This window comes from Faecalibacterium duncaniae, from assembly GCF_010509575.1.
Taxonomy (GTDB): domain Bacteria; phylum Bacillota; class Clostridia; order Oscillospirales; family Ruminococcaceae; genus Faecalibacterium; species Faecalibacterium duncaniae.
Genome location: NZ_CP048437.1, coordinates 563,095 through 584,968 on the forward strand (window position 1 = coordinate 563,095; position 21,874 = coordinate 584,968).

The following is a 21,874-nucleotide window of genomic DNA, read 5'->3' on the forward strand; positions in this document are numbered from 1 at the left end:
TTTTGTTATAAGGAAAAGAGGATATGTTATGAGAAGCGATAACGTGACCAAGGGCTCGGAGCGGGCCCCCAACCGAAGCTTATTCTACGCACTGGGTTACACCCCTGAAGAGCTGGAGCGCCCGCTGATCGGCGTGGTCAGCGCTTACAGCGAGATCGTGCCCGGCCACATGAATCTGGATAAGATCGCCGATGCCGTCAAGGCCGGTGTGGAGATGGCGGGCGGCACCCCCATCCTGATCCCTGCCATCGGTGTCTGCGATGGCATCGCCATGGGCCATGTGGGCATGAAATACTCCCTGGCCTCCCGCGAGCTGATCTGCGACAGCGTGGAGACCATGCTGATGGCTCATCAGCTGGACGGTCTGGTGCTGGTGCCCAACTGCGATAAGATCGTGCCCGGCATGGTTATGGCCGCGGTCCGCATGGATGTGCCCGCGGTGGTCTGCTCCGGCGGCCCCATGCTGGCCGGCAGCTACGGCGGCGAGGAAGTCAGCCTTTCCAAGATGTTCGAGGCTGTGGGCGCTTACAAGGCCGGTATGATCACCGACGAGCAGCTGGAAGACTGCACCTGCAACTGCTGCCCCAGCTGCGGCAGCTGCTCCGGCATGTACACCGCCAACAGCATGAACTGCCTGTGCGAGGCCATTGGCATTGCCCTGCCCGGCAACGGCACCATCCCGGCGGTCTACTCCAAGCGCCTGCAGCTGGCCAAGCACGCCGGTATGGCCATCATGGACATGGTCAACAAGGGCATCACCGCCCGCCAGATCATCAACGAGCGCTCCATCCGCAACGCACTGACCTGCGATATGGCGCTGGGCTGCTCCACCAATACCGTCCTGCATCTGCTGGCCATTGCCTACGAGGCTGGTGTGCCCATTGACCTGAAGCTCTTCAACGAGATCAGCGCCAGGACCCCCAACCTCTGCCATCTGGCCCCCGCAGGCCCCACCCACATGCCCGACCTCTATGCCGCAGGCGGTATCCCCGCCGTGCAGGCAGAGCTGGCCAAGAAGGGCCTGCTGGATCTGGATGTGCCCACCGTGACTGGCAAGACCCTGGGGGAGAACATCAAGGGTGCCCACATCCTGAACGAAAAGGCCATCCGCCCCATCGAAAACCCCTACTCCCAGACCGGCGGCCTGCAGATCCTGTGGGGCAACATCGCTCCGGACGGCTGCGTGGTCAAGCGCAGTGCCGTGGCCCCCGAGATGCAGCAGCACTCCGGCCCGGCCCGCGTGTTCAACAGCGAGGAGACCGCCATTGCGGCCATCTACGCAGGCCAGATCGTCCCGGGCGACGTGGTGGTCATCCGCTACGAGGGCCCCAAGGGCGGCCCCGGTATGCGCGAGATGCTCAACCCCACCTCTGCTCTGGCCGGTATGAAGCTGGATAAGACCGTGGCCCTCATCACCGACGGCCGCTTCTCCGGCGCAAGCCGCGGCGCGGCCATCGGCCATGTCAGCCCCGAGGCTGCTTCCGGCGGCCCCATCGGCCTGATCGAGGAGGGCGATACCATCAGTATTGATATCCCCAACGCAAAGATCACGCTGGAGGTCAGCGACGAGGTGCTGGCCGAGCGCAAGGCAAAGTACGTTGCGCCCGAGCCCAACATCAAGACCGGCTGGCTCAGCCGCTATGCCCGCATGGTCACCAGTGCAAACCTGGGTGCGGTGCTGAAGTGACCCGGAAGACCGCATAACAGCAAAAGCTCCCGACGCGCAGAACGTCGGGAGCTTTTTTTATCCGAAACAGCGGGATACAGAAAATTGGACAAAAGAAAAAGCATCCTGAATCACTTCAAGATGCTTGGTGGTTGCGGGGGCCGGATTTGAACCAACGACCTTCGGGTTATGAGCCCGACGAGCTACCAGACTGCTCCACCCCGCGATATTTACTTGTCTGCATCAGCTGTTCGCTGACTGCTCAAATATAATACCACAGAGGCGGGTGGATGTCAAGGGTTTTGAAAAAGTTTTTTACTTTTTCTTTCTGGGATGGCGGACACGGTAGTAGATCACGCCGCAGACCGCGCCGATGAGGATGGCGGGCCATGCGCCCACAAGGAACACCGCCACAGCCTGTGCGCCGGACACGAAGCCGGTCCAGCCATTGCGCAGGGCGGCCAGCAGCTTTGCGCCGAAGCTGGTGCTGGTGGGGGTCAGGGTCTCCACTTCGTTCAGGGTGATATAGACGGTGCAGCAGGAGACCTGATTGCTGTACCAGTCCAGCTGGCTCTGCCAGCTCTCGATCTGGTACTGCACATCGCTCAGGCTGGACTCGATCTCCAGCAGGTCGGCCAGGGTGTCGGCCTGTGCCTGCAGCTCCTGCAGGCGGGTGCGCTGGGCGGTCAGGCTGGCCAGCCGGGCCTCGGTGTCCATATACCGGGTGGTGATATCCTCCGCCTGCTGGTTCTGGTAGGTCACGCTGCCGGACTGGGCAGCGGCGGCCAGAAAGCTCTTGTAGCTGTCCTGGGGCACCCGCAAAGTCAGGCTGACGCTTCGGGTGCTGTCGGTGTTGGTGTACTCGCTGCTGGATTCCATATAGCCGTCTGCGTCAGAAAGGGCCGCATCCAGTGCCGCACGGGCGGTATCGTAATCCCGGGTCTCCAGCGTGAGGTTGGCAGTATAGATGATCTTGGCGCTGTCGGCGGTGCGGGTGGAAGCATCGCTCTCCGCTTCGCCGGAGGTCAGCAGGGAACCGCCGGTGGCAGTGTCTGCTGACCGGTAGCCGTCCTCTGCGCTGAAGGAGGAGATACCGTTGTCCGCAGAACCGTAGGTGGCGTTTTCGGTGTCCTCCATGGAGTAAACAGCGGCCTGCGGGGCGGCTGCCTTGGTGGCGGCGGCAGAGTAGTTGGAGGAAGAGCCGCCGCCCAGCAGGGTGACCCCCTCCCATTCGTAGGCATGCACGGCACCGTACAGGCAGACCCCGCAGACTGCCGCGCAGGCGGCCAACTGGGCCCAGCGCCGGGCGGGGAAGCGGAGGGGCTTCTTCTGTTTTTTGGGGGTTGGGGAAGGCGCGGGTATGGCGATGCTCTTGGCACCGGGTGTCTCGGCGGCATTGGCCTGCAGGGCAAGCAGCTTTGCCTTCAGGTCATCGGAAGCGTGCAGATCGTCCACTTCCATCTTGTATTCATACCACCTCATCTTCGATCTCCTCCTTCAGCAGCGTATGTAACTGGGCGCGTGCCCGCCGCAGCCAGCTGAGCACCGTGTTGGTGGGTGCACCCAGCATCCGGCCTACCTCGGCGGCGGTGTAGCCCTCGTAATAATGGAGGTACACGGCGTTGCGGTAGTTTTCCGGCAGAGTGCGCACCGCATCGAGCACACTGCCGTCATTTCCGGATTCCGGGGCAGGAATGTTTTCGTCCAGTTCGGTGTCCTTCTGGCGCGCGGCCCGGGTGATATCCCGGCAGCGATTGATGGCGACCCGCAGCAGCCAGGCTTTGAGGTGCTCCTCACTCTCAAAGCGGCCTTCGTAGCGCAGGAGCTTTTCAAACACATCCTGCACCACGTCCTCCGCATCGGCGGCGCAGCTGCAATTGTGCATCGCGGCGCGGAACACGGTGTCGCTGTATCGCTGTACAGCCAGCGCAAAAACTTCGTCTTTGGTCAACTGTCCCATAAGTCTCTTTCTCTCCTTTGCGGCCCCGGGCGGGGCTGGTGGAAACAACTGTTTCAAAGGGACGTTTCACCCCATATACGGGTGAAGCGCACGGATTATTGCATTAACGATATAGCCTTTGGAAAAGGGCAATTTTCTCCGCAAGATACAGATCTGCTTTGGGGTGGGCCAGCCAGTGCTTCTGCCGGGTGGTCTGGCATAGGCGGCGGGCAAGGGCGGCAGGGTCGGTGTCGATGGCCTCCACATCCTGCAGGGTCAATTGCAGGGTCAGAGCGGCCGGGACATCCGGCAGGGGCGGCAGCGGGTCCTCCCAGACAAAGGGAGGCAGCAGCTGCACCGCGCAGACAGCGCGGGAACACTCCTCGGTGAGCAGCAGGGCGGCGGGGGAGCCATCCGGTTCCACATGCAGGCTGCTGTAAAGCAGCTGGAGGTTCCGGGGAGCAGAGAGCAGAACAGCACCCTCATCCGCCGTTTCGCTGAGGGTGAGGCACCCGGCGGCCTCGTCGGCATAGATGCGCCGGGCCGGTGCCCGGAAGCTGGCATAGAGCGCAGGCAGGTGGAAAACCCCCGCCTTGTCCAGCCCGTGCTGCAGCAGCAGATAGAATTCGGTCAGCGGGTGGTCCGGGTCCGGCTGTGGCATCCCGAAGTCCGGCCGGGAAAGATGTCCTCCGCCCATAGTCTCCCTCCTTTTCCAGTGCATTGCCCTTTTAGTATATGGGTTTTGCAACGGATTTTCAACTGTAATTGCAACGCTTTCGGAGAATGGGAAATTTTCCCGCGCGGCCAGGACTCTTTGCGGGGGAGCCTCCGGCAGACCAAAACGGGAGACAGAAGCAAAAAGCCCGATCGTTCGGGAACGACCGGGTCTGTGCATATTGTGCTGAGAGAGACGCAGTTACTTCTGATAGCCCAGCGTAGCCGCCATCACGGCTTTGATGGTGTGCATCCGGTTTTCGGCCTCGTCAAAGACGATGCTCTGGGGGCCCTCGAATACCTCATCGGTCACCTCCATGGCATCGCGGCCAAAGCGCTCGCCCATCTCTTTACCCACAGCGGTCTTGTGGTCGTGGTAGGCGGGCAGGCAGTGCATAAACACGGCCTTGGAGCCTGCAATATTCATCAACTCCTGATTGATCTGATAGGGGGCCAGGTCGTGGATGCGCTCGGCCCAGACCTCGATGGGCTCGCCCATGGAGACCCACACATCGGTGTAGAGGACATCGGCACCCTGAGCGGCCTTGGCGGGGTCCTCCTCAAAGGTCAGGGTGGCACCGGTCTCGGCGGCAATGGCCTGGCACTGTGCGATCAGAGCGGCATCCGGCTGATACTTTTTGGGGGCGCAGGCGGTGAAGTGCAGGCCCATCTTGGCACAGCCCACCATCAGGCTGTTGCCCATGTTGTAGCGGGCATCGCCGAAGTAGACGAAATGGATGCCCTTCAGGCTGCCGAAGTGCTCCCGGATGGTCAGGAAGTCGGCAAGGATCTGGGTGGGGTGGAACTCGTTGGTCAGGCCGTTCCAGACCGGAACACCGGCGTAATGGGCAAGGTCTTCCACGATCTCCTGCCCATAGCCGCGGTACTCAATGCCGTCAAACATCCGGCCCAGCACCCGGGCGGTGTCGGCAATGGATTCCTTTTTGCCGATCTGGCTGCCCGACGGGTCAAGGTAGGTGACCTCCATGCCCAGATCGTGAGCGGCGACCTCAAAGCTGCAGCGGGTGCGGGTGGAGGTCTTTTCAAAGATCAGCGCGATGTTCTTGCCTGCCAGCTGCTCATTGTGGCGGATGCCGGCCTTTTTCCTGGCCTTCAGGTCAGCGGCCAGATCGAGCAGCTCCTCGATCTCGGCAGGGGTGTAGTCCAGAAGCTTCAGAAAACTGCGATTTTTCAGACTCATTGTATACTTTCCTCTCTATGCAATGCAAAATGTATATTTATTCGATAAGATGGTTCTATTATATAACGAATAAACTGTATTTTCAAGGGAAAGTTTTGGGAGAGAACCTCTCAGTCGCGGGCGCTGCCGCGACAGCTCCCCTAGTAGGGGAGCCCTTGGCAGAGGATTCATTTTTCGCAATGATCGCTGGCGCTCCAAAACCGATGCCTGCCGCAGGGCAAACAGGAGCGAAGCGCTGACCCACGAAAACGCAACGGTATGCCAAGGCCTCTCCTACTAGGAGAGGTGGCATCGAGCGAAGCGATGATGACGGAGAGGTTTCGCTCCCCTTACAGCTCCAGCAGTTCCTTCCGCCCGCTGGGGGTGTAGGCGGTCAGCCGCACGCCTGCTTTTTTGAACATGAACCGCGCTGCCACGCTGGAATCGGAATCGTGGTACTTGTCGCCGTAGTACACCACCTCGGAGATGCCGGACTGGATGATGGCCTTGGCGCACTCGTTGCAGGGGAAGAGGGTCACGTAGACCCGGGCACCCTTCAGGTTGTTGTGGGCGCTGTTCAGGATGGCGTTGAGCTCCGCATGGCAGACATACATATACTTCGTGTCCAGCGGGTCGCCCTCGCGCTCCCACGGCATGGCATCGTCATCGCATCCAATGGGCATTCCGTTGTAGCCCAGGGAGAGGATCTTGTTCTCCGGGCTGACGATGCAGGCTCCCACCTGGCTGCTGGGGTCCTTGGAGCGCATGGCGGTGAGCAGGGCGATGCCCATAAAGTATTCATCCCAGTTGATGTAATCGGTGCGTTTCATGGCAAAGTGCCTCCCTCTATCTTTCATTGGGTCTATTGTACCATGCCAACCCACGTCCTGCAATCGATTTTGCGCGCATCCGGTCAAAATGCACAAAAGTACCCCGGGAAGTTTGGCGGGCAGATGAAAGAAAATTTCGGACAATCTATTTGAAAATCATTTGGAGTGTGGTATTATCTTTGTAAAATATGCCACAAAAACGGAGAGGCTGCTCCGTGCGGCGGAAATGAGGGAAAAACCGATATGAAATACGCAAGCAACAACATCCGTAATATCTTGATTGCAGGCCATGCCGGCAGCGGCAAAACGACGCTGACTGAGGCACTGGTCTATTTTTCGGGCGCAGCAGAGCGTATGGGCCGTGTTGAGGACGGCACCACGATTTCGGACTTTGACCCTGAGGAAGCAAAGCGGAAGGCAAGTCTGTCGGCATCCGTGGTGCCGGTGGAGTACGAAGGCATCAAGTACAACCTGATCGATGCGCCGGGCCTGTTCGACTTTGAGGCAGGTGAGTATGAGGGCATCCGCGCTGCCGAGAGCGTGCTGGTGTGTGTTTCCGGCCGCAGCGGCGTGACCGTGGGCGCGGAGAAAGCCTTCCAGCTGGCCCGCAAGAACGGCAAGGCCACCATGGTGTTCATCTCCAAGTGCGACCTGGAAAATGCCAACTACTTCAAGATCCTGGAGGAGATGAAGATCAAGTTCGGCTCCACCGTCTGCCCCTGTGTTGTGCCCGCCAAGCTGGACGACGGCACCCCTGTCTACATCAACCTGTTCAGCCAGAAGGCCTTCAAGTATGAGAGCGGCAAGCAGATCCAGGTGGAGCTGCCCGATATCGGCCACCGCTTCCAGGGCCTGATCGAGGCTATGAGCGAGGCCATTGCCGAGACCGACGATGAGCTGATGGAAAAGTTCTTCGGCGGTGAACCCTTTACGACCGAGGAGATCGTTGAGGGAATGCGCAAGGGCGTTAAGGACGGCCTGATCACCCCCGTGTTCTGCGGCAGCGCCGTCAACCAGCAGGCATTGGATATGCTGCTGTTCAATATGCACAAGCTCCTGCCCAGCCCGCAGCACGATGCCGCCATCCTGGCCGAGAATGCCAGCGGCGAGCCTGTGGAGCTGCATTGTGATGAGACCGAGCCCACCGCAGCCTATGTCTTTAAGACTGTGGCTGACCCGTTTGTGGGCAAGCTGAGCTACCTGCGCGTGATCAGCGGCAAGGTGACCAGCGGCGCTGCTCTGGTCAACGCCCGCACCGGCGAGACCGAGAAGATCGGCAAGCCCCTGACCGTCATCGGCAAGAAGCAGACCGAGACCGACGGCATCGGTGCCGGTGATATCGGCGCTGTGGCAAAGCTGGTCAGCGCAAAGACCGGCGATACCCTGTGCGATGCTTCCCGCGTGGTCAAGCTGCCTGCCGCTGCCTTCCCGCTGCCCAGCCTGTTCATGGCAGTCACCGTGGCCAAAAAGGGCGATGAGGGCAAGATCTCCAGCGCGCTGGCCCGCCTGATGGAAGAAGATCCGACCCTGAGCTACATCAATAATGCCGAGACCCACCAGCAGATCATTGGTGGCCTGGGTGAGCAGCATCTGGATGTGGTCAAGGCCAAGCTGAAGAATAAGTTCGGCGTGGAGATCGGTCTGGAAGCTCCTCGCATTGCCTACCGTGAGTCCATCCGCAAGGCCTGCCAGAAGCAGGGCCGCCATAAGAAGCAGACCGGCGGCCACGGCCAGTTCGGCGATGTCGTCATCAATTTCGAGCCCTGTGACAGCGAGCAGGTCGTGTTTGAGGAAAAGGTGTTCGGCGGCAGCGTGCCCAAGAACTTCTTCCCGGCTGTGGAAAAGGGTGTCCGCCTTGCCGCCGAAAAGGGCGTGCTGGCCGGTTATCCTGTGGTCGGCCTGAAGGCTACCCTGCTGGATGGCAGCTACCACCCCGTGGACAGCTCCGAGATGGCCTTTATCATGGCTGCAAAGCTGGCCTATAAGGCTGCAATGCCCGAGGCAGGCCCCGTCATTCTGGAGCCCATCCATACCCTGAAGGCCCATGTCCCCAACGACAACACCGGCGATATCATGGGCGATGTGACCAAGCGCCGCGGCCGCGTGCTGGGCATGGAACCCGATGAGGATGGCATGCAGACCGTTATTGCAGAGGTCCCGCTGGCTGAGCTGAGCAACTTTACCACCTTTATCCGGCAGATCACCCAGGGCCGCGGCTGGTTCACCACCGAGTTTGCCCGCTACGAGATCCTGCCCGAGATGCTGGTGCCTGCTGTGGTGGAGCAGGCCAAGAAGCTGGGCAACCTGGATGAGGGCGCGGAGGATTAAACCACTCCGTCTCGTATCCGCTCGACAGCTCTCCTGATAGGAGAGCCAAGTGAAGTTCATATTGACATTTCCGGAGCCCTGCTGGCAATTCCCTCTGCCGGCGGGGCTTTTTGTTGTTGGGGGAAGGGAACAAAACAGAAAAAGGCGGGGCATCAGCTTACTGCACTGATGCCCCGCCTTTTGCAGGTCAGATCATTTTTTCCGTTTTCCGGGTTTCTTTTTCCGCACGCTGTACCCGAAGGTGCCCAGCTTTTTGCCCAGGCTCAGGTACTCGCCGTGGCTGTACACGATCAGCTTTGCTTTGTCCAGGCAGAGCTTGCCGTTTTCGTCCAGCAGGCTCTCATCCACATCGCAGGCCACGACTTCGGCCAGGAACAGGTCATGGCTGCCCAGCGGGATGACCTGCGTGACCCTGCATTCCAGATTGACCGGGCTTTCCTCCAGGATGGGGCAGTCGGTCAGAACGCTGCCCGGGGCGGCGTGGAGCTTACAGGCGGCAAACTTGTCGTTGTCGCGGCCGCTCTTCACGCCGCACCAGTCCACCGCACGCACCAGCTGTTCAGTGGGCAGGTTGATGGCAAACTGTCCGCTCTCCTTGATGAGGTGGTGGCTGTACCGCTCGGGGCGGACGCTGATGGATACCATGCTGGGCTGGGTGCAGATGGTGCCTGTCCAGCCGATGGTGATGAGGTTGGGCTGCTCCAGCCCGCCGCAGGAGACCAGCACCGGCGGTTCCGGGTTCAGCAGGGTGCTGCCCCGCCAGCTCTGTTTGCTCATCCGTGATACTTCCTTTCATAGGGGGCCCAGGTGCGTTCCGAGATGATGTAGCGCGGGCGGGCCTTTGTTTCCATATAGATCTTGCCGATGTATTCGCCGATGACACCCAGGCAGACCAGCTGCACGCCGCCTACAAAGCAGACGATGCAGATGGTGGAGGCCCAGCCGGCCACCACGCTGCCCATGGCCGCCTGCACGATGGCCCAGATCACGCCGATGAAGCTGATGAGGCTGACCACGATGCCTGCCCCGGTGATGAGCCGGATGGGCTTGTTGGAAAGGCTGGTGATGCCATCAAAGGCCAGCGCCAGCATTTTGCGCAGGGGATAGTGGCTCTCACCGGCCAGCCGCTCGTGCCGTTCGTAGAACACCTGCTCGCTCTGGAAGCCCACCAGCGGCACCATGCCGCGCAGGAAGATGTTGACCTCCTTGTAGTCGGCAAAGCTGTCCAGCACCCGGGCGCTGATGAGCCGGTAGTCGGCGTGGTTGAACACGATATCCGCGCCAAGGGCATTCATCAGGTGGTAGAAGCCCTCGGCGGTGAACCGTTTGAAGAAGGTGTCGGTGTCCCGGCGGCTGCGCACGCCGTAGACCACCTCGGCACCGTCCAGATATTTCTGCACCATCTCATCCATGGCGTTGATGTCATCCTGACCATCGCAGTCAATGGAGATGGTGATGTCGCAGTTGTTGGCGCGGGCCTCCATCAGGCCCGCCAGCACGGCGTTCTGATGGCCCCGGTTCCGGCTCTGGGAAATGCCGATGAAATGCGCGTCCTGCTTTGCAAAGCTGCAGATGAGCTCCCAGGTCTTATCGCGGGAACCATCGTTGACGAACAGCACCCGGCTCTTGTCGCTGATCATGCCTTTTTCGGTGAGGCTGGTGATCTTTTGCAGGAACATCGGCGCTGTAATGGGCAGCACCTGCTCCTCGTTGTAGCAGGGAATCACGATCCAGAGAATTGGTTTAGACATAGTTACAGATCACTTTCCTTTTATAGAATCATCTGCCGCAGAGCTTCCGGCTCCAGCAGCTTAAAGCTGGAACGGTAGGTGTCCAGCAGGCCGTCCCGCTGCATCAGGCTCAGCTCCCGGGAAAGGGCGCTGCGGTCGCAGTTGAGGTAATCGGCCAGCTGGATGCGGGAGAAGGGGATGGTAAAGGTCATGCTGCCCTGCTGCTCGGCCTCGCTGAGCAGGTAGGCGCAGACCTTGGCCCGCAGGGTCTTCATCACCAGCAGGTCCACCCGGCGGGAGAGCAGGAAATATTTATCGCTGATGGTCCGCACCAGATTCTGCAGCAGGCGCTGGCGGGCAGCGGAGCCGTCCGGCTGGAGCAGCTTCTCGTAGGGAAAGAGCAGGACCTCGCAGGGGGCGGATGCCACCACCGTGACCGGGCTGTCCAGGCTGGAACCGCCCAGCACATCACCAAACACGCCCCCCGGCCCCATGTGGGTGATGGGGATCCGTGCCCCGCCCGGTGCCGGGCGGTAGGCTTCGATGCTTCCGGTCAGCACAACGCCGACCCGGCGGCTGGGGGCCCCGGCCTGCACCAGCGCCTCGCCCCGGCCATAACTGCGGATGCAGGCCCCCAGCTCACTGAGCAGGGGGCGCAGTTCCCCGGCGGAGATCCCGGCAAAAAGAGAGGTGGATTGTAACAGCGGCAGATAGTTTTCCATGTCAGTTCCGTGAGGTTTTCCCCGGGCCCTCACCGCCCTTCTGCAATTCCGTTGCATGGGCAACGGTATTTTTAGCTCCATTATAGTAAACTTGAGCGCGTAAAGCAAATGATTTTGCAAAATTTGCAAATTTTGTTTCTGGTTGGAACAACAAAGAGAGGAAGGAATCTGAACCATGATGAAAAAACTGACTTCCCTGCTGCTGTCTGCGGCGCTGATGATCAGCCTGCTGGCCTGCGGGGCTTTTGCCGCCAAAACAGAAAGCGGCGTGCGCATTGCGGGCCTGAAGGGCCCCACCACCATGGGCCTGGTCAATCTGCTGGATATGGAGCGCAGCGGCAAGGCAAGCCAGCACTACGACTTGCAGCTCTATGGTGCGGCGGACGAGATCGTGCCCAAGCTCATCAAGGGTGAACTGGATATGGCCGCCATCCCCGCCAACCTGGCCGCGACCCTCTACCAGAAGACCAATGGCGGCATCCAGGTGATGGCCGTGAACACGCTGGGCGTGCTGTATGTGGTAGAAAAGGGCGACAGTGTCCACAGCTTTGCCGACCTGAAGGGCCGCACCATCCTGTCTACCGGCAAGGGCACCACGCCGGAGTATGTTCTGCGCTACCTGCTCACCAAGAATGGCCTGGACCCTGACAAGGATGTGAAGATCGAGTATTACAGCGAAGCATCTGAGGTGACCGCCCAGATGGCCGCCTCCAAAAAGGATGCCATTGCCGTTCTGCCCCAGCCCTATGTGACCGCCGCCCAGCTGAAGGACAGCAGCCTGCGGGTGGTGCTGGACCTGACCAAGGAGTGGAACAAGGTCTGTGACACCCAGCTCATCACGGGGGTCACCGTTGTCCGCACCGAGTACGCCAAAGAGAACCCGGACATCGTGGCAAATTTCCTGCGGGATTACGAGAAGAGCATCAAGGCCGCCCAGACAGATATTGCCGGTACGGCGGCTCTCTGTGAGGAGACCGGCGTGGTGGCCAAAAAGGCCATTGCCCAGAAGGCGCTGCCCCAGTGCAACATCGTTTACCGTGTGGGGGACGAGATGAAGGCTGATGTCAATGCCTACCTCAAGGTGCTGTATGATGCTTCCCCCGCTGCAGTGGGCGGCAAGCTGCCGGATGCAAACTTCTACTACACCAAGGCCACGCCCGGCCAGGTGTTCTGGAAAAGCGTCCAGCGCAGTTTTCAGTAAACCGATAAAAAGGAGAGCCGTGCAGCCGCACGGCTCTTTTTGAGTGAGAACGGAGCAGGTAAAATGAAACAGACAAAAAAACGCCGCGCAGGGCTGCTGGCAGCGGCGGTGTTCTGGCTGGCCGTCTGGCAGGCGGCGGCTATGGCCATCGGGCAGGAGGTCTTTCTGGTGTCACCCATTCAGGCGGCGGGCACCCTGATGGAGCTGCTGCCGCAGGCCGATTTCTGGCAGCGGGTGGGGTTCAGCGCCGGGCATATCCTGCTGGGTTTTGCGCTGGGCGTGGTGGTCAGCGTTCTGCTGGCGGCTGCCGCCGAGCGCTGGGCCTGGGTGGACACGCTGCTGGCCCCGGTCATCCAGCTGGTCAAGGCCACGCCGGTGGCCAGCTTCATCATTCTGGCGCTGGTGTGGGTCAGCGGGCGGTCGCTCTCCATCCTCATCAGCTTTCTGATGGTCCTGCCCGTGCTGTACAGTGCCGTGCGCACCGGCATCGAGAGCGCGGACGTGCAGCTGCTGGAAATGGCACAGGTGTTCCACCTGCCGCTGGCCCGGCGGGTCAAAGCCATCTGGCTGCCCGCCATTCTGCCGGCCTTCCGGCAGGGGTGCAGCGTGGCGCTGGGCATCTGCTGGAAGAGTGGTGTGGCCGCCGAGGTCATCGGCCTGCCCGATGGCAGCATCGGGGATGCCCTCTACCGGGCAAAGATCACACTCTCCACCGGGGAGCTGTTCGCCTGGACGTTCGTCATCATCCTGCTGAGCGCAGGCTTTGAGAAGCTGTTCCTGGCCCTGCTGGACAAGGCGGTGGTCCGCGTGTTGGGAGAGGATGTGGCAAAAAATGATTAACAAACTGGAAATTTGCGGATTAACAAAACGCTTTGGAGAAAAAACGCTCTTTGAGGATCTGGATCTGACCCTTGTGGAGCCTGCCGTTCTCTGGGCACCCAGCGGCTGGGGTAAGACCACCCTGCTCCGCATCCTGATGGGGCTGGAGGTGCCGGATTCGGGCACGGTGCAGGGCGTGGGCCGGGTCGGTGCTGTCTTTCAGGAGGACCGGCTCTGCCCGCAGCTGACCGCCGTGCAGAACGTGGAACTGGTGCTTCCGGAGGGAAAAACACAATACAAAACGCAAATCGTGTCGGATTTTCAACGATTTGGATATGATGAGCGGGCGCTTGCCCTGCCTGCCCGGAAGCTTTCCGGCGGGCAGAAGCGCCGTGCGGCCCTGCTCCGTGCCCTCTGGGCCGGGTGCGATACCCTGCTGCTGGACGAACCCTTCACCGGCATGGACCCGGAGACCATGAAAAAAGCCGCAGCGCTCCTGAAAGAGCGCCGCGGCGAACGGGCTGTTCTGTTGGCCACCCATGACCGGGAAGCCATCCGGGAGCTGGGGTGGAGGGTCATTGACCTGACGTAAGCGATTGTATTTTGTCAGAAAATATGATATCCTAAAAATACAGCTTTTAAGCTGTCATCAGGTGTTGCCTTAAACGTAGGCGGCTGAACGCTCCTTACCGAACCGCAAAGGTTTTACTTACTGGTAAACAGGCATCGGGAGGGCGGCTTTTTTGGGCGCACAATCCCGACGCTTCGGCGAAAGGAGGAATGCGCATGACTTTGTCAGAAGTGCTGCTGCTGTTGACATTTGTTTCCAGCGTAGCATATGGCGTTTTTGACATCACATGGAAAATCAGCCATGACGACAAAAAATATAAAAACAAAAAAGACTGACCGCCATCTATGCTTCCCCAAGCAAATCGGTCAATCTTTTTTGATACGAGTAACGTAAGGAGCTAGCCGTTTGGAGGGCAGCACCTTTTGTAATTTCAGTATATACGTTTCAACGTAAATTGTCAAGCAAAAGTCACAGCAGCTCTGCCAGAATGCTGTTCTGCACAATGAGACCGGCGGGGGTGAGGGCAAGGGTGCTGCCATCGAAGGTGGCATAGCCGGACTTCACACAGTTTTTCACAAAGGCGAGCTGGGCGGTGGAAAACTCCTTCCCGTAGCGGGCCTTATAGGCGGCAAGATCCAGCCCCTTGCGCAGCCGCAGCTGTAAAATGAGATAGTCCTCTGCGCCGCAGCCTCCGTCCATAACGGGGGCTGCTTTGTCGTTCAGGAAGGCCTCGGTGTCAGAGGGGTAATAGAATCGTCTGCCGCCCATGCAGGAGTGCGCCGCCGGGCCAAGGCCGAGGTAATCCCCACAGTCCCAGTAGATGAGGTTGTGCCTGCCCTCATAGCCGGGCTTTGCAAAGTTCGAGATCTCATACTGCCGGTATCCGTGGTGCTCCAGGTGCTCCACGGCGTAGAGGTAAAAGTCTGCTGCTTCGTCGGGGGAGGGCAGACCCTCGGGCGGGTGCCTGCCAAAGGCGGAATCCGGTTCGATCTTTAAGAGGTAAGCGGAGATGTGCGTTGCCCCGCCCTCCGCAATGAGCTCCAGTGTCTCGTCGAACTCGGCCTGCGTATAATGGGGCAGGGCCAGCATAATGTCGCCGCTGATGTTGGTAAAGCCTGCCCGCCGTGCCGCCGCAAAGGCAGCCCGGGCCTGCCGGGCGGTGTGGGGGCGGCCCAGCGTTTTCAGCTGGCTGTCCCGGGCCGACTGTACCCCGAAAGAGATGCGGTTCACCCCGGCTTCCCGGAAACCGCACAGGGTCTGCTCGGTTACGGTCTCAGGGTTGGCCTCCAGCGTGATCTCCGCCCCGGGTGCCGGAGCTGCCGCCGCAATGAGCCGGGCGGCATCGGCAGGGGAGAGCAGGCTGGGGGTGCCGCCGCCAAAATAGATCGTGTCCGGGTGAAGAGGCGCTTCCGGCGCAAAGCGGGCAAGCTCCCGCAGAAGGGCATCCACATACTGGGTGGGCACGCCGCGCTGGCCGGGGGCAGAATAGAAATCACAATACCGGCATTTGGAAAAGCAGTAGGGAATATGCAGATAAAGTCCAAGAGACATACAATATCACAGCCTTTTTCACGAAACGTTCATTTCTATGCAGTATACTATAAAACGTAGACCGGAGCAAGGCGGAATGCCCGCCCCGGCAAAAAGACTGGAGGAGTTCCACAATGGATTACAGAAATTATGACCGCGGCTATGCGGAGCCCACGATGAGCGCATCGGACTATATGACCCGCACCTACCGCTGGATGGCCTGCGGCCTGCTCATCACCTTCGCCATGGCCTATCTCACTGCGACGACCTCGCTCATCTATCTGGTCGATTCGCTCTATCTTGTGCTGACCATTGCGGAGCTGGCGCTGGTATTCGTGCTGAGCTCCCGGGTGCAGACCATGTCGGTGGGAGCTGCCCGCGCGACCTTTTTCGGTTATGCACTGCTCAACGGCATGGTGCTGAGCTACTATTTCCTTGTTTTCTCGGCAAGCACCCTGATCATGGCGCTGCTGGCAACGTCCCTTTACTTCGGGCTGATGGCTGTTTACGGCACCACCACCCATAAGGACCTGACCGGCTGGGGCCCCCGCCTGATGATGGCTCTGGTTGCCATGATCATCACCGGCTTTGTGGGGATGCTGTTCGGCTTCGGCTTTGGCGGCTCGGTGCTCTACTGCGGCATCGGTCTGGTGGTGTTCATGCTGCTGACCGCTTACGATACCCAGAAGCTGCAGCAGATGTACAGCTACTACTCCGCTGATGCTGAGATGGCCGAAAAGGCTTCCATCTATGGCGCGCTGACCCTGTATCTGGACTTCATCAACATCTTCCTGTATGTTGTCCGCCTGATGGGCAACAACCGCCGCCGCAGCTGATCTGTGTATTTCAGCCCTCTCCGTCAAGGCCTCAGGCTTTGACGGAGAGGGTTTTCTTTTTATAAAATGTGTATAAACCCGGTTCCGAAATCGCATACTGCAATCAGAAAATCAAGCGAAACCATGACGGATTGGAGTAACGAACATGGAACAGATCAGGAAATTTCTGCGGGACAAAGGGTTTGCACTGGCACTGCTGGCCTGTCTGGTGGCGGCAGCGGCGGCGGGGGTCTGGGCGGTGCGCACCGTGCGCGACGAGCTGGACAAGAACCTTTCGGGCCTGAAGACACCGGACAGCACATCCACGGCCCCCGGCATCGATGAGGGGCTTTCCACCACCACGCCACAGGAGGACGAAACAACATGGGAATGGCCGACCGAACCCGCCGCAAACAGTGTAAGCAATGTGCCCAAGGCGGCCTCCTCGGCATCGCGGAGTGCATCTTCGGCCTCCTCTGCGCCGCAGGCTGGCTCTGGCTCGGTGCGCGAACCATCCGCGCTGCAAGGTGCATCCTCGCCTGCCAGCAGTTCGGCAGCGCCTGCTTCCACGCAGCCGGTCTCTGGCAGGGTGCTCAATGGATACAGCGGCGATGAGCTGGTCTACAACAAGACCCTGGGCGACTGGCGCACCCACAACGGCATCGACTATGCCTGCGCAAAGGATGCTGCCGTCCAAAGCCCCACGGCGGGCACGGTGGTGCTGGCCGGTTCCGATGGCAGCTGGGGCCCCACTGTGGCGATCAAGGACAGTGCGGGCCGTGTCTGGCGGCTCTGCGGCGTGGCCAGCCCGGCGGTGAAGGAGGGCGAGACGGTCAGTGCTGGGCAGACATTGGGTAAAGTGGGCAGCGTCAGCTGTGAATGCGCCGAGGAAAGCCATATCCACCTGGAAGTGAAGCAGGACGACAGTTATCTTGACCCCGCAAAACTGATGCAGTGACCCCAAGCGGCAGACGCGACTGTCTGCCGCTTTTCTGTGCTTTTCCAAAGGAATGCAGATTGCAATTGCGGGCCGATTCTGGTATGATAAACTAGAACAAATTTCGACAGGCAGTGAATTGCGGGAGGAACCAGAATGGCAAAGGTGTTGATCGTGGGGGCCGGTGCGGCCGGGCTGATGGCGGCGGGGGCCGCTGTGCGGCAGGGGCATCAGGTAACGGTGCTGGAGCATACCGACAAGCCCGGTCAGAAGATCCTGGTCACGGGCAAGGGGCGCTGCAATGTGACCAACGACTGCACCGCGGAGGAGTTTCTGCACCATGTCCGCACCAATCCGCGCTTTCTGTTCTCCTCGCTGGGGGCGTTCCCGCCCGCCAGGACCATGGAGCTGTTCGAGAGCCTGGGCGTGGAGCTGAAGGTGGAGCGCGGCCGCCGGGTGTTCCCGGTGTCCGACAAAGCCGAAGAGATCCGGCAGGCACTGCTCCGCTACGCACAGGACGCGGAGATCGTCTATGACGGGGCAAAAAAGCTGCTTCTGGAAGAGCTGCCCCCGGAGCCGGAAGCCGCCCCTGCCGTGCCGGAAAATCCGCGCCATCCCAAAAAGAAAAAAGCCGGGCCTGCCCTGCGCTGTGTCGGTGTGCGGGGGACTTCCGGGAAAGAATACCGGGCCGATGCCGTGCTGGTGGCCACCGGCGGTGTGAGCTACCCCACTACCGGCTCCACCGGTGACGGCTACCGGCTGGCCCGGCAGGCCGGGCACACCCTTGTGGAGCCGGTGCCCAGTCTGGTCAGTCTGGTCAGCCATGACCCGGACTGCAAAAAGATGATGGGGCTTGCCCTGAAAAATGTGACCCTGACCCTTTTTGAGGACGGCAAGGACATCTTTGAGGAGCAGGGCGAGATGCTGTTCACCCACTTTGGCATCAGCGGCCCGCTGACCCTGAGCGCGTCCAGCCATCTGGGTGATATGAAAAAACACAAGTACCACGCCGAGATCGACCTGAAGCCCGCCCTGAGCGAGGAGCAGCTCTATGACCGCATCACCCGGGATTTTGCCCTGCTGGCCAACCATGCCGCCCAGGGGGCGCTGGTCAAGCTGCTGCCTGCCAGTATGCAGCCGGTCATGGTGGCACGCTGGGGCATTGACCCTGCCACAAAGGCCAACCAGATCACCCGGGAGCAGAAGCGGGAGCTGGTGCGCCTGATGAAGCACTGGAACGTGCCCATCGATGCCCGGGGCGACCTGGCCCATGCGGTCATCACTTCCGGCGGCGTGTCCGTGCGGGAGGTGGACCCCAGGACCATGCAGAGCAAGAAGGCGCTGGGCCTTTACTTTGCAGGTGAGGTGCTGGATGTGGATGCCTATACCGGCGGCTACAACCTGCAGATCGCTTTCTGTACGGCGCAGAGTTTTGCAAATCACCTCTGAGAGGTTGGACAGAGCAGAGCTTGACCGATGATAAAATACTTATTATATAAATAAAGGAGAATCCAAAATGGTTTCAGTTGCAATCGACGGCCCTGCGGGGGCAGGCAAATCCACCCTGGCGCGGCGGCTGGCCGCAGAGATGGGCTACATCTATGTGGATACCGGTGCCATGTTCCGCACCATCGGCCTGTATGCCCTGCGCAAGGGCGTGGACCCGAAGGACAATGCGGCGGTCAACACCCTGCTGCCGGAGATCGGCCTGCGGGTGGACTGCATTGACGGGGAGCAGCATATCTATCTGAACGGTGAGGACGTGAGCACCGCCATCCGCACGGAGGAGGCCGGCATGGCCGCCTCTGCCGTGGGTGCCAACCCGGAAGTCCGCGCCTTCCTGCTGGAGCTGCAGCGCGGCATGACCAAGACCCAGAACGTCCTGATGGATGGCCGGGATATCGGCACTGTGGTGCTGCCGGATGCCACTGTCAAGATCTTTCTGACCGCCGCCCCCGAAGCCCGGGCCAGACGGCGCTGGCTGGAATACCAGCAGAAGGGCATGGAGGTCGCCTTTGAGGATGTGCTGGCTGATGTGAAGCAGCGGGACTATCAGGACACCCACCGTGCCGCCGCCCCCCTGAAACAGGCCGAGGATGCAGTGCTGCTGGATACCTCTGACCTCAACTTTGAGCAGAGCCTTGCGGCGATGAAAAAGATTATTGCAGAAAAGGTTAATTAAATGGTACTATATTACATACTGCTGCCGCTGGCCTGGCTGGTGTTCCACATCGGCTTCCGGGTCCATACCGTTGGCCGCGAGAATCTGCGCAAGGTGCAGACCAAAGGCTGCATCATTGCCCCCAACCACGTTTCAGCCATTGACCCGGTGTTCATCGTCATCAGCCGGTTCTGGGGCAGGCGGATGCTCGTTTTTGCCAAAAAGGAGCTGTTTGAGATCAACGCCCTGCTCACCTGGTTCTTCCGCTGCTGCGGCGCGCTCTGCGTGCGCGGCACCAAGGAGGAGCTGGAGATCATTGACCGGACCGTGGAGGCCTGCCGGGCGGGGGAGACCCTGCTCATCTTCCCGGAGGGCACCCGCGAAAAAGAGGGCAGGCTCCTGCCGCCCAAGAGCGGCCTGTTCGTCATTGCGGCGCAGGCCGGGGTGGATGTGGTGCCGGTGCGCATCCGCTACGATACGCCGGACGGGAAGATGCGGCTGTTCTGCCGGGTGAACGTCATCTACGGCGAGCCGATGCCCGCCGCCCAGTTCGCCATGGAGAGCCGCCGGGATATGAAGGTGCTCCGGGCCAATAAGCAGGCACTGCTGGATGCCTGGGAACAGCTGAAGTGAGAACCTCTCCGTCACCTTCGGTGACACCTCCCCTGGTAGGGAGGGCAAGAAAACAACAGCGTAAACTTGACTCCCCTATTAGGGGAGCTGCCGAGCGAATGCGAGGCTGAGAGGTTTAGAGAAGGAGAAACGCTATGGAAATTCGTCTTGCCAAAACCGCTGGCTTCTGCTTTGGCGTGAACCGCGCGGTGGAGCTGACCTACAATCTGCTGAACGAGGGTCATAAGGTGGCAACGCTGGGCCCGCTGATCCATAACCCGCAGGCGGTGGCCGATATGGAAAGGCGCGGTGCGCTGGTGGCTGATACCGTGGACGATATCCCCACCGGGTACGAGGTCATCATCCGCAGCCACGGCGTGCCCCGCACCATCTATGATACTTTGGAGCAGCGCGGCCTTGTTTACCACGATGCCACCTGCCCCTTTGTGAAGAAGATCCAGAGCATTGCCGCCCGGGCCGAGGCCGAGGGCGCGGTGCTTCTGGTGGCCGGTGATGCTGCCCACCCCGAGGTGCAGGGTATCGTGGGCCATACCCGGGGAGAGGTATTTGTGTTCAGCGATCTGGACGAGCTGAAGGCCTGGAAAGGCCCTTCTGACCCCCAAAAGCCCATTTTTGCGGTTGCACAGACCACATTTCAGGTAACAAAATGGCAAGAAAGTTCGGAGTTTCTCAAAAAAGCCTATACAAACGCCCGAATTTTTGATACAATATGTAATGCGACGTGGGCGAGGCAACAGGAAGCGGAAGACCTCAGCCAACAATGCGACATCATTGTTGTCATTGGCGGTCATCATTCTTCCAATACCCAAAAGCTGGTACAGGTCGCCGCAAAGCATACGAAAGCCGTGACGGTCGAGACAGCGAGCGAACTTCGGCCGGAATGGTTTGCAGATGTAAAAACGGCGGGCGTAACAGCAGGGGCTTCAACGCCATCGTCTATTATTGAGGAGGTACTTAACAGTATGAGCGCAGAAATCAATGACAGCATGAGCTTCGAGGAGATGCTGAACGCATCCGAGGAGAAGCGTGTTCATGCAGGCAGTATTGTGAAAGGAATCGTGACCAGCATCTCTGCCAACGAGATCCAGGTGGATATCGGAGCCAAGCAGACCGGCTTTGTCAAGCTGAGCGAGCTGACCGATGATTCCTCCGCCAAGGTCGAAGACCTGGTGAAGGTTGGCGATGAGCTGGACCTCATCGTCGAGAAGGTTATGGACCAGGACGGCGTTATCCAGCTCTCCCGCAAGAAGCTCGCATCTCGCAAGGGCATGGAAGAGATCGCCAAGGCTGCTGAATCCGGCGAGGTCGTCGAGGGCGATGTCACCGAGTTCAACAAGGGCGGCGTTGTCGTCAACGTCAAGGGTGTTAAGGTGTTCGTTCCCCGTTCTCAGGCCACGATGCGCCGTGACGAGGACTACACTGCTCTGGTTGGCCAGCATGTCCAGCTGGTTGTTACCGAGTGCTCCGGCCGCAAGATCGTCGGCAGCATCAACAAGGTCACCGCTGAGCAGAACAAGGCAAAGCGTGAGGAGTTCTGGGCAAATGTCGAGGTGGGCAAGACCTACACCGGCGTTGTCAAGAGCCTGACCTCTTACGGTGCATTCGTCGATATCGGCGGTGTGGACGGCCTGTGCCACATCAGCGAGCTGAGCTGGAACCGCATCAAGCATCCCTCCGAGGTTGTCTCCGTTGGTGACACCATCGAAGTGTATGTGAAGGACATCGACACCGAGAACCACAAGGTCTCTCTGGGCTACAAGAAGGCTGAGGACAACCCCTGGGAGCAGCTGAAGAACAACTACCCCATCGGCAGCACCTTCCATGCTCCGGTCGTGTCCCTGACCAAGTTCGGTGCATTCGTCCGCATCCTGCCGGGTGTTGACGGTCTGGTCCACATCAGCGAGATCAGCAATGATCGCGTTGAGAAGGTCTCCGACGCACTGAAGGTCGGCGATATGGTCGATGTGAAGCTGCTGGATGTTGACTTCGACAAGAAGCGCATCAGCCTGTCCATGAAGGCTCTGCTGAACGACGACGCTGAGTAATCAGTCCGTGGTTCGCTGAGTTTCAGACACAATGCGACTACAGCCCCGTTGCC

General features: G+C 60.0%; 20 protein-coding genes and 1 tRNA gene. 11 read left to right on the top strand and 10 right to left on the bottom strand.

Translation table 11 applies throughout. From position 1 onward, the window contains the following. The first annotated feature begins 28 nt into the window (after window positions 1-28). Window positions 29-1,687 (top strand): dihydroxy-acid dehydratase, encoded by a 1,659-nt coding sequence (gene ilvD, locus GXM22_RS02645; protein WP_005929346.1) that lies wholly within the window; start codon window positions 29-31, stop codon window positions 1,685-1,687. Between the two features lie 128 nt (window positions 1,688-1,815). On the opposite strand, the gene GXM22_RS02650 is transcribed toward ilvD, so the two are convergent. The 6 genes from GXM22_RS02650 to GXM22_RS02675 all read right to left on the bottom strand — a co-directional run bounded on the left by GXM22_RS02650 (window position 1,816) and on the right by GXM22_RS02675 (window position 6,329). Next, window positions 1,816-1,892 (bottom strand) — tRNA-Met (locus tag GXM22_RS02650). An 89-nt stretch (window positions 1,893-1,981) separates the two neighbouring features. Continuing rightward, window positions 1,982-3,148 (bottom strand): DUF4349 domain-containing protein, encoded by a 1,167-nt coding sequence (locus GXM22_RS02655; protein ID WP_005929344.1) that lies wholly within the window; start codon window positions 3,146-3,148, stop codon window positions 1,982-1,984. Then, window positions 3,135-3,626: an RNA polymerase sigma factor gene (locus tag GXM22_RS02660; protein WP_005929342.1), complete on the bottom strand. Its 492-nt coding sequence runs from the start codon at window positions 3,624-3,626 to the stop codon at window positions 3,135-3,137. Before GXM22_RS02660 ends, GXM22_RS02655 begins: the two co-directional genes overlap by 14 nt. A 103-nt stretch (window positions 3,627-3,729) precedes the next feature. Next, the gene (locus GXM22_RS02665) at window positions 3,730-4,302 is read right to left on the bottom strand and encodes a hypothetical protein (RefSeq protein WP_035393305.1); all 573 of its coding nucleotides are present in this window, start codon (window positions 4,300-4,302) and stop codon (window positions 3,730-3,732) included. A 219-nt stretch (window positions 4,303-4,521) separates the two neighbouring features. Beyond that, window positions 4,522-5,520, bottom strand: a complete 999-nt coding sequence (argF, locus tag GXM22_RS02670; protein ID WP_005929339.1) for an ornithine carbamoyltransferase — start codon at window positions 5,518-5,520, stop codon at window positions 4,522-4,524. Between the two features lie 329 nt (window positions 5,521-5,849). Next, entirely contained in the window at window positions 5,850-6,329 is a 480-nt protein-coding gene (locus GXM22_RS02675) for a deoxycytidylate deaminase (protein WP_035393303.1), read from the bottom strand. A gap of 243 nt (window positions 6,330-6,572) precedes the next feature. Here GXM22_RS02675 and GXM22_RS02680 point away from each other — a divergent pair, with 243 nt between their 5' ends. Further along, complete coding sequence (locus GXM22_RS02680; protein ID WP_005929333.1) at window positions 6,573-8,657, top strand: elongation factor G; 2,085 nt, start codon at window positions 6,573-6,575, stop codon at window positions 8,655-8,657. A gap of 192 nt (window positions 8,658-8,849) precedes the next feature. On the opposite strand, the gene GXM22_RS02685 is transcribed toward GXM22_RS02680, so the two are convergent. Genes GXM22_RS02685 through GXM22_RS02695 form a run of 3 tightly spaced genes read right to left on the bottom strand, consistent with a single transcriptional unit; the run spans window position 8,850 to window position 11,109 of the window. Next, a complete protein-coding gene (locus GXM22_RS02685) occupies window positions 8,850-9,434 on the bottom strand; it encodes a flavin reductase family protein (protein ID WP_005929331.1) in 585 nt (194 codons plus the stop codon). Further along, window positions 9,431-10,408, bottom strand: coding sequence for a glycosyltransferase family 2 protein (locus GXM22_RS02690; protein WP_005929329.1), 978 nt, complete (start codon window positions 10,406-10,408; stop codon window positions 9,431-9,433). Before GXM22_RS02690 ends, GXM22_RS02685 begins: the two co-directional genes overlap by 4 nt. Window positions 10,409-10,428: 20 nt before the next feature. Then, entirely contained in the window at window positions 10,429-11,109 is a 681-nt protein-coding gene (locus tag GXM22_RS02695) for a Crp/Fnr family transcriptional regulator (RefSeq protein WP_097769964.1), read from the bottom strand. A gap of 178 nt (window positions 11,110-11,287) precedes the next feature. Here GXM22_RS02695 and GXM22_RS02700 point away from each other — a divergent pair, with 178 nt between their 5' ends. From GXM22_RS02700 to GXM22_RS02710, 3 genes are all read left to right on the top strand, one after another. Continuing rightward, complete coding sequence (locus GXM22_RS02700; RefSeq protein ID WP_035393473.1) at window positions 11,288-12,310, top strand: ABC transporter substrate-binding protein; 1,023 nt, start codon at window positions 11,288-11,290, stop codon at window positions 12,308-12,310. 63 nt (window positions 12,311-12,373) lie between these two features. After that, window positions 12,374-13,150, top strand: a complete 777-nt coding sequence (locus GXM22_RS02705; protein ID WP_005929321.1) for an ABC transporter permease — start codon at window positions 12,374-12,376, stop codon at window positions 13,148-13,150. Beyond that, window positions 13,143-13,721, top strand: coding sequence for an ATP-binding cassette domain-containing protein (locus tag GXM22_RS02710; RefSeq protein ID WP_005929319.1), 579 nt, complete (start codon window positions 13,143-13,145; stop codon window positions 13,719-13,721). The genes GXM22_RS02705 and GXM22_RS02710 overlap by 8 nt, the downstream gene beginning before the upstream one ends. Window positions 13,722-14,168: 447 nt before the next feature. On the opposite strand, the gene hemW is transcribed toward GXM22_RS02710, so the two are convergent. Further along, window positions 14,169-15,251: a radical SAM family heme chaperone HemW gene (gene hemW / locus GXM22_RS02715; protein WP_035393292.1), complete on the bottom strand. Its 1,083-nt coding sequence runs from the start codon at window positions 15,249-15,251 to the stop codon at window positions 14,169-14,171. Window positions 15,252-15,364: 113 nt separating this feature from the next. Between hemW and GXM22_RS02720 the strand changes: the two genes are divergently transcribed. From GXM22_RS02720 to GXM22_RS02745, 6 genes are all read left to right on the top strand, one after another. Then, window positions 15,365-16,066 carry a Bax inhibitor-1/YccA family protein gene (locus tag GXM22_RS02720; protein ID WP_005929314.1) on the top strand — a complete coding sequence of 234 codons (702 nt, stop codon included), beginning with the start codon at window positions 15,365-15,367 and terminating at the stop codon, window positions 16,064-16,066. A 145-nt stretch (window positions 16,067-16,211) separates the two neighbouring features. Beyond that, on the top strand, window positions 16,212-17,003 hold the full coding sequence (locus GXM22_RS02725; RefSeq protein ID WP_005929312.1) for a M23 family metallopeptidase: 792 nt from the start codon (window positions 16,212-16,214) through the stop codon (window positions 17,001-17,003). 135 nt (window positions 17,004-17,138) lie between these two features. Next, complete coding sequence (locus GXM22_RS02730; RefSeq protein ID WP_005929310.1) at window positions 17,139-18,431, top strand: BaiN/RdsA family NAD(P)/FAD-dependent oxidoreductase; 1,293 nt, start codon at window positions 17,139-17,141, stop codon at window positions 18,429-18,431. 67 nt (window positions 18,432-18,498) lie between these two features. Then, window positions 18,499-19,164, top strand: coding sequence for a (d)CMP kinase (cmk, locus tag GXM22_RS02735; RefSeq protein ID WP_005929308.1), 666 nt, complete (start codon window positions 18,499-18,501; stop codon window positions 19,162-19,164). Continuing rightward, a complete protein-coding gene (locus GXM22_RS02740) occupies window positions 19,165-19,776 on the top strand; it encodes a lysophospholipid acyltransferase family protein (protein WP_005929305.1) in 612 nt (203 codons plus the stop codon). A gap of 134 nt (window positions 19,777-19,910) precedes the next feature. Beyond that, a complete protein-coding gene (locus GXM22_RS02745) occupies window positions 19,911-21,821 on the top strand; it encodes a bifunctional 4-hydroxy-3-methylbut-2-enyl diphosphate reductase/30S ribosomal protein S1 (RefSeq protein WP_005929303.1) in 1,911 nt (636 codons plus the stop codon). Window positions 21,822-21,874: the final 53 nt, after the last annotated feature.